The sequence below is a fragment of the Epilithonimonas tenax DSM 16811 genome, assembly GCF_000428485.1.
Classification (GTDB): Bacteria; Bacteroidota; Bacteroidia; order Flavobacteriales; family Weeksellaceae; genus Epilithonimonas; species Epilithonimonas tenax.
In genome coordinates this window covers 82,853-97,561 of record NZ_AUAA01000004.1, presented here as the reverse complement: position 1 = coordinate 97,561, position 14,709 = coordinate 82,853, and the positions used below count along the sequence as shown (strand labels likewise).

The 14,709-nt window shown below is 38.2% G+C and carries 13 protein-coding genes; 6 read left to right on the top strand and 7 right to left on the bottom strand.

Features of this window, described 5'->3' with window-relative positions:
- Positions 1-21: 21 nt before the first annotated feature.
- From F564_RS0103240 to F564_RS0103225, 4 genes are all read right to left on the bottom strand, one after another.
- Positions 22-726, bottom strand: coding sequence for a carboxylesterase family protein (locus F564_RS0103240; RefSeq protein WP_028121343.1), 705 nt, complete (start codon positions 724-726; stop codon positions 22-24).
- Positions 727-978: 252 nt separating this feature from the next.
- Entirely contained in the window at positions 979-2,355 is a 1,377-nt protein-coding gene (locus tag F564_RS0103235; protein ID WP_028121342.1) for a glucoamylase family protein, read from the bottom strand.
- 81 nt (positions 2,356-2,436) lie between these two features.
- Positions 2,437-3,858, bottom strand: a complete 1,422-nt coding sequence (locus tag F564_RS0103230; RefSeq protein WP_028121341.1) for a RagB/SusD family nutrient uptake outer membrane protein — start codon at positions 3,856-3,858, stop codon at positions 2,437-2,439.
- 11 nt (positions 3,859-3,869) lie between these two features.
- Positions 3,870-6,686, bottom strand: a complete 2,817-nt coding sequence (locus F564_RS0103225) for a SusC/RagA family TonB-linked outer membrane protein (protein WP_028121340.1) — start codon at positions 6,684-6,686, stop codon at positions 3,870-3,872.
- A gap of 270 nt (positions 6,687-6,956) precedes the next feature.
- On the opposite strand from F564_RS0103225, the gene F564_RS0103220 reads away from it, so the two are divergent.
- The 3 genes from F564_RS0103220 (at position 6,957) to F564_RS20830 (ending at position 8,134) form a co-directional block, all read left to right on the top strand.
- Positions 6,957-7,511 (top strand): ferritin, encoded by a 555-nt coding sequence (locus F564_RS0103220; protein ID WP_028121339.1) that lies wholly within the window; start codon positions 6,957-6,959, stop codon positions 7,509-7,511.
- 82 nt (positions 7,512-7,593) lie between these two features.
- Positions 7,594-7,899: a DUF493 domain-containing protein gene (locus tag F564_RS0103215; RefSeq protein ID WP_028121338.1), complete on the top strand. Its 306-nt coding sequence runs from the start codon at positions 7,594-7,596 to the stop codon at positions 7,897-7,899.
- A gap of 88 nt (positions 7,900-7,987) precedes the next feature.
- A complete protein-coding gene (locus F564_RS20830) occupies positions 7,988-8,134 on the top strand; it encodes a hypothetical protein (protein ID WP_169816748.1) in 147 nt (48 codons plus the stop codon).
- 77 nt (positions 8,135-8,211) lie between these two features.
- Here F564_RS20830 and F564_RS0103205 read toward each other — a convergent pair whose 3' ends face one another.
- The gene (locus F564_RS0103205; protein ID WP_028121337.1) at positions 8,212-9,186 is read right to left on the bottom strand and encodes a deoxyhypusine synthase family protein; all 975 of its coding nucleotides are present in this window, start codon (positions 9,184-9,186) and stop codon (positions 8,212-8,214) included.
- A gap of 540 nt (positions 9,187-9,726) precedes the next feature.
- Between F564_RS0103205 and F564_RS0103195 the strand changes: the two genes are divergently transcribed.
- The 3 genes from F564_RS0103195 to F564_RS0103185 all read left to right on the top strand — a co-directional run bounded on the left by F564_RS0103195 (position 9,727) and on the right by F564_RS0103185 (position 13,056).
- A complete protein-coding gene (locus F564_RS0103195; protein ID WP_028121336.1) occupies positions 9,727-11,649 on the top strand; it encodes an ABC-F family ATP-binding cassette domain-containing protein in 1,923 nt (640 codons plus the stop codon).
- A 397-nt stretch (positions 11,650-12,046) separates the two neighbouring features.
- The gene (locus F564_RS20900; RefSeq protein ID WP_228373844.1) at positions 12,047-12,304 is read left to right on the top strand and encodes a hypothetical protein; all 258 of its coding nucleotides are present in this window, start codon (positions 12,047-12,049) and stop codon (positions 12,302-12,304) included.
- A gap of 137 nt (positions 12,305-12,441) precedes the next feature.
- The gene (locus F564_RS0103185; RefSeq protein WP_051259549.1) at positions 12,442-13,056 is read left to right on the top strand and encodes a PH domain-containing protein; all 615 of its coding nucleotides are present in this window, start codon (positions 12,442-12,444) and stop codon (positions 13,054-13,056) included.
- Between the two features lie 207 nt (positions 13,057-13,263).
- Here the strand turns inward: F564_RS0103185 and F564_RS0103180 are convergent, their stop codons facing one another.
- Positions 13,264-13,929, bottom strand: coding sequence for a pirin family protein (locus F564_RS0103180; RefSeq protein WP_028121334.1), 666 nt, complete (start codon positions 13,927-13,929; stop codon positions 13,264-13,266).
- Between the two features lie 278 nt (positions 13,930-14,207).
- Entirely contained in the window at positions 14,208-14,459 is a 252-nt protein-coding gene (locus F564_RS0103175) for a LytR/AlgR family response regulator transcription factor (protein ID WP_028121333.1), read from the bottom strand.
- Positions 14,460-14,709: the final 250 nt, after the last annotated feature.

Sequence of the window (14,709 nt, the reverse complement as noted above, 5' to 3'; positions counted from 1 at the left end):
TTTATAATTTTTTTAATTTTTTTAATTTTTATTTTTCTTCAAAGATAACATCCAATCCCATAATTGGGGGTCAGAATAAGTGGAATCCCAAGCATTGTGGTTATCATCTGGGAAGATCGTCAGCTCTGCTTTCGGATTGATGGGATGCAACTTCTGGTAGAAATTAAACGCATTTTCCGGAAGTACAATATCGTCCATCCCGCCGTGGAATAATTTGATATTAAGATCTTTGTAATTCTGAATGTTGGCCCACATCACACGGTCTGTTGGTGCGCAAACCGCTACTACGGCTGCAAACATGTCTGGGTGCTCACCTGCCAGTTTCAGAGTTCCCCAGCCGCCCATTGATAAGCCCGTGAGGTAGATCCTATCTGTATCGATTTTATATTTTTCCGAAATTTCTTTGATGAGGAAATAGATCGCATCTGTGTCCCACCAGGTATTTTCTGGACATTGCGGTGCTAAAACAGCAACGGGTTCTTTTATGAGATTCTGATATGTAAAGGGACTGTGGTTCTTTACAATTTCCAGGTTATTCCCTCTTTCCCCGGAACCGTGCAGAAATACGATCATCGGAATTTTGGATTTGGCCTCTTTTGGAATATCCAGAATGTACGATAGTTTTTTTTGAATTTTGACTTCTTTACTGAATTCGGATCTGATCTCCTGAGCTGTTGCAAAAGATGAACATGCCAATAACAATAAAGCAATATTTCTTACTTTCATATTTTACATTTTCAAAAACATTATATGAGGATGTGAGATCCTCAATCGATGTTGAATTTTTATTCTATGTCCAAATCCCTAGCCCCGATGGCAGCGGCATCCTTTTTTGTTTTTGTCCTTAATTCATAATCTAAACGGCAAAGGTTCTAAAACAAAAAAGATATAGCGGACAGCGGGATTAAGCTCCTTAAAATTATTTAATGTCTCAAAAAGGTACAATAAAATTTGGTGTTTAAAGATACTACTTTTTGCTTATTTGATCTTATGTTCTGTGGACTTAAATCCGATTTTTTTGAGTCCGTTTCTGATCTCTGGTGCATTCATAAAGAGGTTCCACAACAATCCTGAGCGGTAATTCTCGATCATTGGCGCGATAGTTCCCTGATCGATAGCAAGATAGCGTGGTGTGGTCCAATCATCAAAATTGATAGAAGTGGCGTCATAAGGACCAGCCTGTCCTATGAAATTTGGTTTCTCTTCGTATAAAAATCTCAGAAAAGCGGTTGATTCTTTGGGCGTATAGGGCATAGAGCTTAGCGCTGCCGTTGGCGTAATCACTCCCAAATCTTCTTTCATGGGCTGATGCGCGGCGTAACCTACAGAGCCGTCTTTGTTTCTTGTGTAGCCTGCTGTAAGTCCCCAATATTTTTCTGAATAACCTTTGTATTTATATGGATTTTCCAGGCCATATTTGTAATCTATAAGAACATGATTGCGGTTGAGATCCCAATAGCTTTTCACATATTGATCCGATAATCCGCGTGGATCTAACCCTAAATAGGAATATTGTGACCAGAATAATGGCCCTCCGTACTCTTCTGCATAATTGTGTTTTACGTAAAGTGGTAATCCGTATTTTGTTTTGTCTGTGGTGTAAGTTCCGTTGCGCGTCCAGCCTTTGCTGTAGGTTTCCGAATCTATGGAATAATTGGGAGATGACGCTGCTAAAACGTAGGTTATCAGACATTCATTATAACCTTCCAGTGGGAAATTCATTTCCCAACCGTAAGTTGGTGACCAGTGCCAATACAGTACTTTTTCGCCGCCTTTTGTAAACCAGTTCCACTCTACGCCTTTCCAGAGTTTGTCCATTTTTGCAGCGAGCGCTTTTTCTTCCGGATTACCGTTTTTGAAATATTCTCTGACGCAGATGATACCTTGCGTAAGAAAGGCTGTTTCCACAAGATCTCCGCCGTTATCTTTTTTACCAAAAGGAACCACCTTACCCGTTTCTCCGTTGATCCAATGTGGCCAAGCGCCGTGGAAGCGGTCTGCTTTTTCGAGAAAATCGGCGATGTTGGTGAGCCTTTTTACCGCTTCTTGACGTGTTATAAATTTCCTATCAACGCCAACTAAAATAGTCATCAGTCCGAAACCTGAGCCTCCTGTGGTAATGACGTGTTTGTCATTGTCTGGATAGATATCATCCTCGTGGTAACGCTCTCTTGCTAACATAGAATTTGGTTCTGCAAAATCCACAAAGTATTTGAGAGCATCGCTCTGAACCCTGTCCATCAGCTGGGCATCGGTTAACTGAACACGGCCTGTTGGGCTTGCACTCGTTGGGCTTGTTTTACAGGAAATCAATCCTAAAGATGTCAAAAGCAGCCCTGCTATCACATTTTTCATAAACACATTATTTTTAAAATTAAACCTAAAAAAAGAGGAGGATAAAATCCTCCCCTTTCATATGATTCATTACAATACCTATTAATTGTAACCTGGGTTTTGAGTTAAAACACCTTTACTGTCTGTAATTGCTCTCAAAGGAATTGGGAACAATTCGTTTTTTCCAGCTTTGAAACCCAGAGGTCCCAGAACCGTTGCTGCTTGACCTGTTCTTACAAGATCTGGGAATCTGTCCATTTCCATTGCCAATTCTACTCTTCTTTCTTGCCAGATCGCATTTCTAAGTGCTGATTGACCGGATGCAGGCGTATCGCCAAGCATAGCTCTGTGTCTAACTAAATTGATATTTTTGATTGCAGCAGCCGTATTTCCTAATTCATTTGCCGCTTCTGCATTGATTAAAAGAATATCTGCAAATCTTAGAATTCTTAAATTCTGAATAGATCCGTACCCGCAAGCATTGTTGTTAAGTGATGTTGGAACATATGTTTTCTGATTCCACATGTTACCTGCCTGAGGATCACCTTTTTTGATGACATCACCTTCCAGCGTAGTTTCACCTTCTCTAAGAATGGTTAACTCTTTTCTGATATCACCTGGCTCGAACGCATTTTCCAAGGCTTGAGTTGGCGTGAAGAAGCCCCATCCAAACTGATTTCTAACGCCTTGAACTTCGGCATACTGACTACCCCCAAATTCGGCAGAACAGCCACAGTTCACCTCGAAAACAGATTCTGTCCCGAATTCTCCATCTGGTCTGAATAAGTGGTTAAAATTATCATCTAATTTATAACCCATTCCAATTACCATATTTGAAGTATCATAAGCTTTCTGGTAATCTTTCATATACAGATACACTTTTGAAAGTAGCCCCAAAGCTCCTCCTTTTGTGACTCTACCTTGCTGACCTGCAGGATACGTCTGAGGTAAAATGGCTGAAGCTTCTGTCAGATCTTTCACGATGAACGCATAAACCTCTGCAGCTGTATTCCTTGGTTGTACATAATTGCTCTGCAATCCATCAAAGATAGGAACACCTCCATAAATTCTTACCAAATTAAAATAGAAATAGGCTCTTAGCATTTTTGCTTCGGCAACCAATCTGTTTTTCAGCGTAGCATCCATATCAATATTTGGAACATTGGTAATCACCTGATTGGTTCTTTGAACAGCTTGCCATTGCCCTGTCCAATATCCATGAACGCCATCATCACTAATGGTATATGTAAATTTATCATAAGCATTGATGAAAGATGCATCTCCAGGATTGGATCCTTTTTCTACATCATCACCCGTTACGCCAAGTACATACTGTGCTGGGAAACCGGTATTTTCCCAACTTCTCAAGAAACTGTAAATAGCATTGGTTGCACGATTTGCATCTTCTGCCGTTTTGAAGAAATCCTCTACCAATGTTTCACCTTCTGGTTTTATATCCACAAAATCATCGCTACAACTTACAAATAAAGAAAATAGAGAGAGTGTTAAAAATATTTTTTTCATGATTTTTCTAATTAAAATGTTAAATTCATACCCATTGTGTAGATAGCTGAGATAGGATAGATATTCTGATCAATCCCCATCTGAACCCTATCAGAATTTAAGATCTCTGGAGAGAAGCCGTTGTATTTGAAGCTTGTCCAAGGATTTTGTGCGCTTAGATAAATTCTAAGTTTTTTAACTGATAATGAATCGGCAATAGCTTTTGAGAAGTTGTAACCTACCTGAATATTTCTGATTCTGAAGTAGCTTCCGTCCTCTACGTAAAAACTATTTGGTAAAATAATAGATTGATTAGAGGTAATCATAGAATTGGTGTTGGAACTACCAGCGCCCGTCCATCTGTTATTGTACATATCAAGATCCCAGCTTTCATTACCATAACGTTGTTCACGGTTGTAATTGTATATTTTGTTCCCAAATACACCTTGGAAATCAATACCAAAATCTATGGAATGAACATTCAGATTAACACCAAATCCGTAAGTACCCTTTGGAATTGGGCTTCCTAAGAATGTTTTATCTCTGGTATCAACCACACCATTCCCATCCATATCTGCAAATTTGAACCAACCTGCTTTAGCTCCCGTTTGGCCAGATGCCGCAGCTTCTGCATCAGTTTGGAATACGCCATCTACCTGATATCCATAATAAGACCCAACAGCTTGACCGGCTTGCAGTCTAACGATAGAATTACCAAATAAACTAGCACCAGTTTCTAAGAATGATCCACCGTAAACATCAGTAATTTCATTTTTAAGTGAGGTGAAGTTACCGTAAACACCCAGTTTTACACTCTCGCTCAAATTGGCGTTATAGTTTGCAGCTACTTCGAACCCTTTGTTCTTAAATGAATATGCATTAGTCACAAAATTATTTGGATTACTGGCTCCGGAAATAGTTCCTTGAGAAACGCCGTAAACGATGTCTTTCGATTCTTTATTATAATAAGTTCCTTCAATTTTTAATTTGTTATTCAACAAAGCCATTTCAACTCCAAAATCCGACCCAACTGTAGTTTCCCAACCTATACTCGGATCCACGACTAAGTCGATAGTAGAAGCAGGATACCCATTATTACCATAATATGCGCCACCTCCAATTACTGTCACTACTTGATTAAATTTTCTCTGTACCGTAGGATTGCCTAATTCACCGTAACTCGCCCTGAATTTCAATAAATTGAAAACATTTTGCTCACTCATAAATCCTTCTTTCGACACCACCCAGCCAACACTTACTGCTGGGAAAACTTTGGTTCTATCTGTAGACACTTGTGAAGTTGCATCTCTACGCACCGACGCGTTCAATAGATATTTACCGGCATAGTCATAATTAATCCTTCCAAAGAAAGACTCTATTCTAACCTGGCTTTGAGTTGCCGCTGGTCTTGCTCCAGTAGCTGGCGCAGTATCTTGATAGTTGAAAATATCTGTACCATTAAAAACATTCAGAGAGCCATTTGTGCCATCATAGTTCACGTTTTTGGCAATCCATACATCTTCTGATTGGGAATCTCTAACTCTTGAAAAACCGGCCAATAACTCTAGATTATGATTTCCGAAGCTTTTCTTCCAATTAATTGTATTATCCCATACATAATTCCTGTTACGGGCATTTCTTGTAAGAAGATTTGAAATACTTGCCTGCGGTGTATAAGTAATTGCAGGTGTATATTCGTATTGACTAGGGCTATAGTTATCCGTTGTAAAACTACTTCTGAAAGTAAAATCTTTCAGGAACTTGATGTCAATAAACACATTATTAAGCATTCTCTCCTGTCTTACTTGAGACCTGTAAAGGTCCAATTGAGCTCTTGGATTTGCGATGGAATAACCATTAAAGAACTGGTAACTTCCCGTCGCTGAATTCATTGCTGGGAACAAAGGCGGTGCATTACGGGCATTCAGTAATGGGTTTTGCGCTACATCAGTACGCATTTTGGAAAATGAGAAATTGTCTCCAATCGTAATATTGTCCGTGATTTTATAACTAAGATTCAATTTAGTATTAAATCTATTAAAGCCACTTCCAGAGTTGATGCCTTGTCCGGCAGCCAAATTACCTTCATCCTGAAGATAGCCTACACTCCCATAATAATTCAACTTCCCTAAACTTCCCGAAGCAGAGAAATCGTTGGAATTAATGAGGCTTGTTCTGAAAATCTCTTTGAACCAATCTGTATCTGCAGGAAAATCTGCTCTTGAAATTGAACCTGCGGAAGACCCATTATCATTGCGTAGTTTCTCATTATATAATTCTATATACTGATCACTATTGACCATCTTAGGAACATTGGTCACCGTTTTAACTCCCAAATAAGAATTAACATTGAAAACAGGTTTCCCCTTTCCACTTTTCGTTTTAATAATCACGGCACCGTTTGCGGCCTTAGCTCCGAAGATCGCTAACGATGAAGGATCTTTCAAAACACTCATAGACTCAATATCCTGAGGATTAAGGAAAGAAATATTTTCTGTCAACATCCCGTCTACGATAAAAACCGTATTTCCTGATAAAGATCCAACGCCTCTGATATCAACCCTTGGAGATCCTCCTGGTGTACCAGACGTAACAACATTCACCCCAGCCAATTTTCCCTGCACAGAATTTAATGGATTTGCATTAGGTTTGTCAGCCAAATCTTTTGCAGTTACAATCCCGATACTTCCTGTTACATTCTCCTTTTTCTGAGTACCATATCCTATCACAACCACCTCCTCAATTTTGTTTTCTTTTGAAATGGTGTCTTGTGTAGATTGGGCATGCAAATTGCCTCCAAAATAGAGTGCAGCAATAAGCAATGGTAATTTCACATCAATTTTTCTCATAATGTTCTTATGTATTATTTTCTTACACCGAATATAAATAAATTTTTAACAATAAGTTAATATATCTTAACAGGCTTACAACTCACTCACCGTCATCTATTTACAATCAAAAAAAAAGCTTTTACAGGCTCATTTTTTTTTAAAAACTTCCCCGTTTTTTGGCGCAGTATTTGTTTATTTGACAACCTCACACTTTTAATACCTCAAAATGAGTTAATAAAAGCTCCTTATTTAATTCCTTAAAAGAAATAAAAAAAAAAAAAAATAGATATGAACACGAACAGACTGTCAAATCAGATGCAGGAAGCATTAATAAAACAAATGACAAAGGAAGCGCACGCGTCACAAATTTTTCTTTCATACGGATGCTGGGCAGACACCAAAGGCTATGGAGGAATCGCCAATTTCCTTTACAGACACTCGCAAGAAGAACGAAATCACATGATCAAGGTTATGCGATATATCCTTGACAGAGGTGGTGAAGCAAGAGTAGAAGCCATACCTGCACCACCCGAAAACCCCCAAAATCTAACAGAGGCATTCCACAAGGTTTTTGAGCACGAAGTTGAAAATACAACCGCTATTTATGAGATCGTCAATTTATCTTTTGAAGAAAAAGACTGGGCAACCTGGAATTTTATGCAATGGTTTGTCAAAGAACAGATCGAAGAAGAAAAACTAGCACTAGAGCTGATTGACAAATTAAAAATAGCTGGTGGAGACAGCGCCTCAGACGAATCATTATTTACATTAGATAAAGCTTTGGAAGCTGCTCCGGATGGCGTTTCTCTGCCACAGGACGCCACGGCTGAAAATCCTTCTTAATCACAAATTAAATATCACTAACTTTGATCTCCGTTTTTTTTGACGGAGATTTTTTTTAGTAACTCAATATTCAAAAAATAAAATGGCAGATATCGTAGAAACCAACCACACTAATCCAGAAGAATTTTACAAATCTTTAAAGGAAAAACTAGAAAGTCAACACAATTTTCCGGAAGAATACCTTTTCAAATTCATCGTTCCGGGAGATTCCGAAAAAATCACTGAAATCTTAAGAGTTTTTGACGGGCTGAAATACACTTTATCAAACAGAGAAAGTTCCAAAGGAAAATACACTTCCGTTTCTTTACAATGTTTTGTGATGGACGCAGATCAGGTGATTGACATTTATCAAAAAGTCGCGAAGATAGAAAACGTGATGATGCTGTAATTATAAATGATGAATGATAAGTGATCAATGATGGTCGCAGTGGCTTAAAACTTGTACTTTAACCATTCGTATTTTAAAATTTCAAGTGATGAAAAAAGCAATTTTCAGAGTTCTGAACAACATCAACAAAGCCATTCTACCAAAATACAGCAAAAGAGATTTCACAAAATTGAACAGGTTTCAGAAACTGATTTTTGGTTATCGATATAAAGTCTTGCTCAATTCATTAGATTAAATTATCAAACATCAATACATAAAAAAAAAGCGTTCAAAACTAATTTGAACGCTTTCTTTTTTATATAGTTAATTCCTTTAAGAATTCTCCAGAATATAACTGAACATCAATGGTGCACAGATTGTTGCATCACTTTCCACGATGAATTTCGGCGTGGTAATATCCAATTTACCCCAAGTGATCTTCTCATTCGGTACCGCTCCGGAATAAGATCCGTAAGATGTTGTAGAATCTGAGATCTGACAGAAATAACTCCAGAAAGGAATATCATGCATTTCCATATCCTGATACAACATCGGCACCACACAGATTGGGAAATCGCCGGCAATTCCACCACCAATTTGGAAGAAGCCCACCCCTTTTCCACCAGAATTTTTCGGGTACCAATCCGCCAAGTAGGCCATATATTCGATTCCGGATTTCATGGTTGAGAATTTCAAATCACCTTTAATACAATAAGATGTAAAAATATTTCCCATTGTAGAATCTTCCCAGCCTGGCACCACGATTGGCAGGTTTTTCTCCGCCGCCGCAATCATCCAAGAATTCTCTCTCGGGATCTCGTAATACTGCTCAAGAACACCAGACAAGATCATTTTGTACATATATTCGTGCGGGAAATATCTTTCTCCTTTTTCGTCTGCATCTTTCCAGATTTCGTAGATATGTTTCTGCAATCTTCGGAACGCTTCTTCTTCGGGGATACAAGTGTCTGTCACCCTATTCAAGCCTCTTTCCAAAAGTCCCCATTCTTCCTGAGGCGTCAGATCTCTATAATTCGGCACTCTTTCGTAATGCGTGTGTGCTACAAGATTCATCAGATCTTCTTCAAGGTTTGCGCCTGTGCAAGAGATAAAATCCACTTTCCCCTGACGGATCATCTCAGCCAAGATTTTCCCTAATTCCGCCGTTGACATCGCGCCAGCCAGCGTGATCATCATTTTTCCGCCATCTTTCAGATGTGCTACATAAGCCTTAGAAGCATCAACCAACGCCGCAGCATTGAAATGCAGATAATATTTTTCGATGAACTCAGTAATCGGTTTGCTCATTTTGTTTAGATTTTTGCAAAGATAAGGATTTGTTTGGATGTCGGAAGTTGGATATTGAAAGCTGGACGATGTAAGTGGTAGAACTGTCAGTCTGAGGCTCTCGAAGACAAATAAAAAACCAAAAATCGCCAGATTTTTTTCCTTATAAAACTTATTGATCAGAAAGCCTTTAATTAATTTGGGCAGCTTTATCCGCCTTCTGTTCCCAATCTTTTTTGCTCGAACATTTCAGTTTAAATAGAACTTAAGTCAAAGCAAAAAAGGATTTCCACCCAAACCTAACGAAGTGGTTCCTCGATTCAAATTAAAAAAATAAGAAATTGAGATAAGTCGGGCTGCAAGTTTCAGTATAAATTCAACTTTTGTCATTAAATAAAAGTTTGTCATAATCAATCAACAACTGTCAGGCTGAGGCTCTCGAAGCCAACTACTCGTTCAATAACACCTTAATTATTAAGTAAATATAAACTTCGCACATCCAGCTTCCATCTTCCACCATATTTCACTACTTTTGCAAATTCAAATAAAATATAGAATACAATGCTTTCGGTTCAGGGATTAGGCTTACATCACGCAGGAAATTATCTTTTCAAAGACACCAATTTCACCATCAAAAAAGGAGACAAAATCGGTTTAGTCGGGAAAAACGGAGCCGGAAAATCTACGCTCTTAAAAATACTTTCCGGAGAAATCAATTACTACGAAGGTAATGTGGTTACTGAGGGTAAAATCACGATCGGTTTCCTGAAACAGGACCTTGACTTCGTAAAAGGAAGAACCGTTTGGGACGAGACAATGCAGGCTTTTGAACAGATCAATGCTTTGAAAGACGAATTGGAAGAAGTCAATCACCAATTGGCGACAAGAACAGATTACGAAAGTGATGCGTACACCGATCTCATCAACAGAATGACGGATCTGAATGATATGCTGATGAATTTCGATGCGTATAATTTGGAGGGCGATGTGGAAAAAATTCTATTTGGTTTAGGCTTCAAAGCGGATGATTTTCAAAAAATAACCGACGAATTTTCCGGCGGTTGGAGAATGAGAATAGAATTGGCAAAATTGCTTCTTCAACAAAACGATTTGATGCTACTCGATGAGCCTACCAACCACCTGGATATGGAATCTATCATCTGGCTGGAGGATTTTTTGACAAATTATCAGGGATCGATGTTGCTGGTAAGTCACGACAAGCAGTTTATGACTTCCACTTGTAACCGAACTTTTGATGTGAATAACAGAAAGGTTGACGATTACAAAGCCAATTATTCCAAATATCTGGAACTAAGAAAAGACAGAAAAGAAAAACTCATCCAAGCGAAGAAAAACCAGGATGCAGAAGTAAAACATACCGAGGAATTGATCAACAAATTCCGTGCGAGTGCTTCCAAAGCCTCTTTTGCGCAGTCATTGATCAAGAAACTGGACAAACTGGAACGCATCGAAGTTGAGAATGATGACGTTTCCAAATTCAATATCCGTTTCCAACCGAGTGTACAACCGGGGAAAGTGATCTTCGAAGCTCAGAATCTGGGGAAAGCCTATGGCAAAAAACAGATTTTCGACAAAGTAGATTTCATCGTAGAAAGAGGCGCAAGAATCGCTTTGCTTGGACAAAATGGACAAGGAAAAACAACGTTGGCAAAAATTCTTGCCGGCGACATCACAGATTTTTCCGGAGAATGGAATCTTGGACACAATGTGAACATCGGTTATTTTGCTCAGAATCAAGAAGAGGTTTTGACGCCGGATAAAACGGTTCTTCAAGAAGCGGAAGACTCTGCAACCGAGGAAACCAGACCAAGAGTGCGTGACCTTTTGGGATCTTTCCTGTTCCAGGGTGAAGATGTGACCAAGAAAACGAAAGTTCTTTCTGGAGGTGAGAGAAACCGTCTGGCACTGTGTAAACTGTTGCTTCGTCCTTTCAACACGTTGATTATGGATGAGCCTACGAATCACCTGGATATCCAGTCCAAGGAGATTATCAAATTGGCACTTCAGAAATTTGAGGGCACTTTGATCGTGATTTCTCACGACCGTGAATTTCTACAAGGATTGTCCGACAAGATCTTCGAATTCCGTGACGGAAGTATGAAGGAATTCCTTGGTGACATCAATGAATATTTGGAATACAGACAAAAGGAAAGCATCATCGAAGTTTCTGCCGAGAAAGCCAAACTTCATCAGGAAGCAATTCCAGAACCTGTGGTTAAAGTTCCGGATCCGGTGAAAGAATCTAATATGATCGTTAGCAAGGAACAAAAGAATATCCAGAATAAAATTAAAAAAGTTGAAGAAAAAATCTCTGAACTGGAGTTGAAGATCGAGGAATTTGAAAGTTCTTTTACTAAAGAAAATCCATCCGAAGAGACTTTGGAAACTTATAATAAAATCAAAGAAGAATTAGATTTGACTTTGCAGGAATGGGAATTCTTGGGAACTCAACTGGAAAGTTAGGATTTGAACTTTAAAGTAAAATATAAACTGCATTGGATATTCTGATGCAGTTTTTTGTTTCCAAGATTCACATTATTTTTGTAAATTCACTTCATTATAAAATTTAAAAACACAACAATGAAGAAAAAGTTCTTACTCTCTGCTTTGCTTTTGAGCGGATTGGTTTACGCACAAACTTGCGAAAACATAAAAATCCCAGAACGCAAACTTAAAATCTGAAAATCAAACCATTAAAACTGAAAACGATTATTTAAAAAAAGTTCTTGAAATCAATACACCTATTCTGGAATCTGAAAAAGACAACAATAATTTCAGAACTACAAAAGTCACTGGTAATAAAGCAGCTAAAACAATCACTATCACTTTTCTTACAGAAACAAAAGATTCAAATATAAAAATGGATATTAGCAATTTATCTTTGATAGATTTAGAAGGAAATGAATACAATGTTGACTATTTTAAATCAAGTTCGCCAACTCACAAATTACCAGCTAATGTTCCTTTAAAAATTTATTTTACATTTAAAGAGATTGCAGAACAACCACTATCAATTAAACTTTTTAGATTCAACACAAGGAACGAGCCGGATGGACATCCTTTAAAATGGACGTACTCAAAATTAGAGTTCAGAGATTTAAAAGTAAATTGGAATTAATCTTACTTAAATAAAAAGCAAAATGTAAATCAATATTTTGCTTTTTTTATTTAATTTAAATGATACTGGATGAACGTCAAAGATATTCAAGATGTTTTCGTAATTTCACATTAGACAAAACTTAAATCTTCAAACCAATGATAAACGACATAAAGAAATTCCTGAACGAAGACCAAGACCCAAAAGCCGTAGAAAAGATCGCTGAAAAAATAAACGATCTTTTAACCAATGGCGAAACTCTGGAATACATCGCTGTACAAAATAAACCAGCCATCAACATTTCTCCAGATTCTATTGTGCTTACGAATAAAAGAATCATCTTTTTCCGATCCAAATCATTTGGGTTGGTAACAGATTTTCAGGATTATCCTTGGAAAGATGTTGGTGAAAGTCACATCAGCGAAGCTATTTTAGGTTCCACTTTCAAAATGACTGCTGTCAGTGGATTTGTGGAAACCATAGATTATATTCCAAAATCTCAGGCAAGAAAACTTTATCAATACGCACAAGCCAAAGAGGAAGAAATGATAGAATTCCGCCGGCACAAAGAACTGGAAGACAAGCGCGCCACTTCTGGCGGCATCACGGTCAATACCCAGGCCGAGCAAAAAGAGGAAGCTAAGCAAGAGACTCCAAAACCGAGCGAGGATCCAATGGAAACACTAATGAAATTAAAGGCATATCTCGACAATGATTTAATATCTGCCGAAGATTATGAAACCAAGAAAAAGGAGATATTAGCAAGAATGTAAAGCTGAAAGTGACCAATCTTAATCGATTTTTCGGCTTTGTGATCAATCGATTAAAAAAAACTTGATTACCGCTGCAAACTTGCAGAACGTCATTTCCCAATCACCATCGAGATCTGAAAATCAAAAAATCCCGATCAAACACTGATCGGGATTTTGGGTAAAATAAATCGAAAAATAAAAATTTCAACACAACAACAATTTTAGCTGTTATTCAGGAATCTCAAAGAAAAGGATGATCGCGTTTTCACTCAATGCCTCGAATGTCAGTTCCTCTAAATCCCAGATCAGGATCGCATCCCGATTCTCTACCAAGCTATTTTGGAACTCAAACACCCCATTGATTACCATCCCGAAGATCCCATTGTTCTGGTCTTTCAGGATATAACGTCCCTGTTTTCTCGCATCGAACACGCCTATGAATCCCGGAAAATTGAAGCCGGTGTCCACAAAATTCAGTTTGTTTCTAATCTCTAAATCCAACTGATTGATGCGGTAAGAGTTTTCTGTAATCTTTTTGTTGAATGTTATGACAAGAACGTCCGCATCTGCATCAGCCAGCACGTTTAGGACAGCCACTTCCTGATCTTCTGAAGAATCGAAAACCACCACTTCACCGGCCGCTATCACTTTGCCGAAGCCGTTGATCCTGACTTTACCGTTCAGCGGAAGAAAGATCACTTTTTGATCCGCTCTCAGAGTGACAAGGTTTTGAGCATCTTTTCCAATCACAAGCTCCAAAACTTCTAGCAATCCATTGCCCGTGCTGCTTACCGATCTATCATCTTTGTAAACTTCTGCTACTGCAGCACCGGGAGCAAGATCCCAAAACCTGTCATCTGATTTTAATGTTTTTGAAAGACTTTGAACCAGCATATTTATTTTAAAAACTTAATTAATAATCATTTTAAAAAAATCCGGAACCCATTGCCAACAACCTATGAAAATCTGACAAATAACAGGTTCCGGAAAAAATAAACTTATGAAAATTTCATTGTCAACTTTATTTACGACATATCCAGCACCAGAGATGTTAATTTTTAAATTTTAATAGAAAATTTTTGTCATTAAGCAATTACGCATTGACTTTGACTGTATGCTCCAGCTTAAATCCCGTACTTGCGGCTCCACTTACCGTTCCCATCTCATAGGCTTCAGACCATGCCGGAAAAGCGATCAATCACTTTTGTATCCTGCGACAGACTTTTGTAGAAATCCAATCCGTTTTTATTCGGCATCTGGATATCCATACAAATAAGATCCACAGGAAACTTACGCAGGTACTTCTCAGCATCACTCTGTTTATGAAAAGTGGTTTCCAGACTGATATCATCTATCTTTGAGGCAAAGGTTTCGATAATCTTCAGCGTTAATATTTCGTCGTCTACGGCAATGGCTTTTATCATAATGATGAGCTAAGATCAAGATTAAGTTCAACTGAATAAGTTCCGGACTTTTCCGTAACATTCAACGTCTATTTTCCGGGATACCGTTTTTCTAAACGTTCGGTCTTGTTTTTCATTCCTACTTTAGTAGATTCATCAGCTGCAGAATGATTGACAATATGAGTAAAGACTTTGAAAGTCAGTTGGTCATTTTTCACATCAATACCAATCGATATCTTCGATGCTTCTTCCGCTTTGATCCCATATTTGA

Bases quoted from the DNA above. Each gene is read 5' to 3' on its own strand.
- F564_RS0103240 (WP_028121343.1), bottom strand. From the start codon at position 726: ATGAAAGTAAGAAATATTGCTTTATTGTTATTGGCATGTTCATCTTTT.
- F564_RS0103235 (WP_028121342.1), bottom strand. From the start codon at position 2,355: ATGAAAAATGTGATAGCAGGGCTGCTTTTGACATCTTTAGGATTGATT.
- F564_RS0103230 (WP_028121341.1), bottom strand. From the start codon at position 3,858: ATGAAAAAAATATTTTTAACACTCTCTCTATTTTCTTTATTTGTAAGT.
- F564_RS0103225 (WP_028121340.1), bottom strand. From the start codon at position 6,686: ATGAGAAAAATTGATGTGAAATTACCATTGCTTATTGCTGCACTCTAT.
- F564_RS0103220 (WP_028121339.1), top strand. From the start codon at position 6,957: ATGAACACGAACAGACTGTCAAATCAGATGCAGGAAGCATTAATAAAA.
- F564_RS0103215 (WP_028121338.1), top strand. From the start codon at position 7,594: ATGGCAGATATCGTAGAAACCAACCACACTAATCCAGAAGAATTTTAC.
- F564_RS20830 (WP_169816748.1), top strand. From the start codon at position 7,988: ATGAAAAAAGCAATTTTCAGAGTTCTGAACAACATCAACAAAGCCATT.
- F564_RS0103205 (WP_028121337.1), bottom strand. From the start codon at position 9,186: ATGAGCAAACCGATTACTGAGTTCATCGAAAAATATTATCTGCATTTC.
- F564_RS0103195 (WP_028121336.1), top strand. From the start codon at position 9,727: ATGCTTTCGGTTCAGGGATTAGGCTTACATCACGCAGGAAATTATCTT.
- F564_RS20900 (WP_228373844.1), top strand. From the start codon at position 12,047: ATGGATATTAGCAATTTATCTTTGATAGATTTAGAAGGAAATGAATAC.
- F564_RS0103185 (WP_051259549.1), top strand. From the start codon at position 12,442: ATGATAAACGACATAAAGAAATTCCTGAACGAAGACCAAGACCCAAAA.
- F564_RS0103180 (WP_028121334.1), bottom strand. From the start codon at position 13,929: ATGCTGGTTCAAAGTCTTTCAAAAACATTAAAATCAGATGACAGGTTT.
- F564_RS0103175 (WP_028121333.1), bottom strand. From the start codon at position 14,459: ATGATAAAAGCCATTGCCGTAGACGACGAAATATTAACGCTGAAGATT.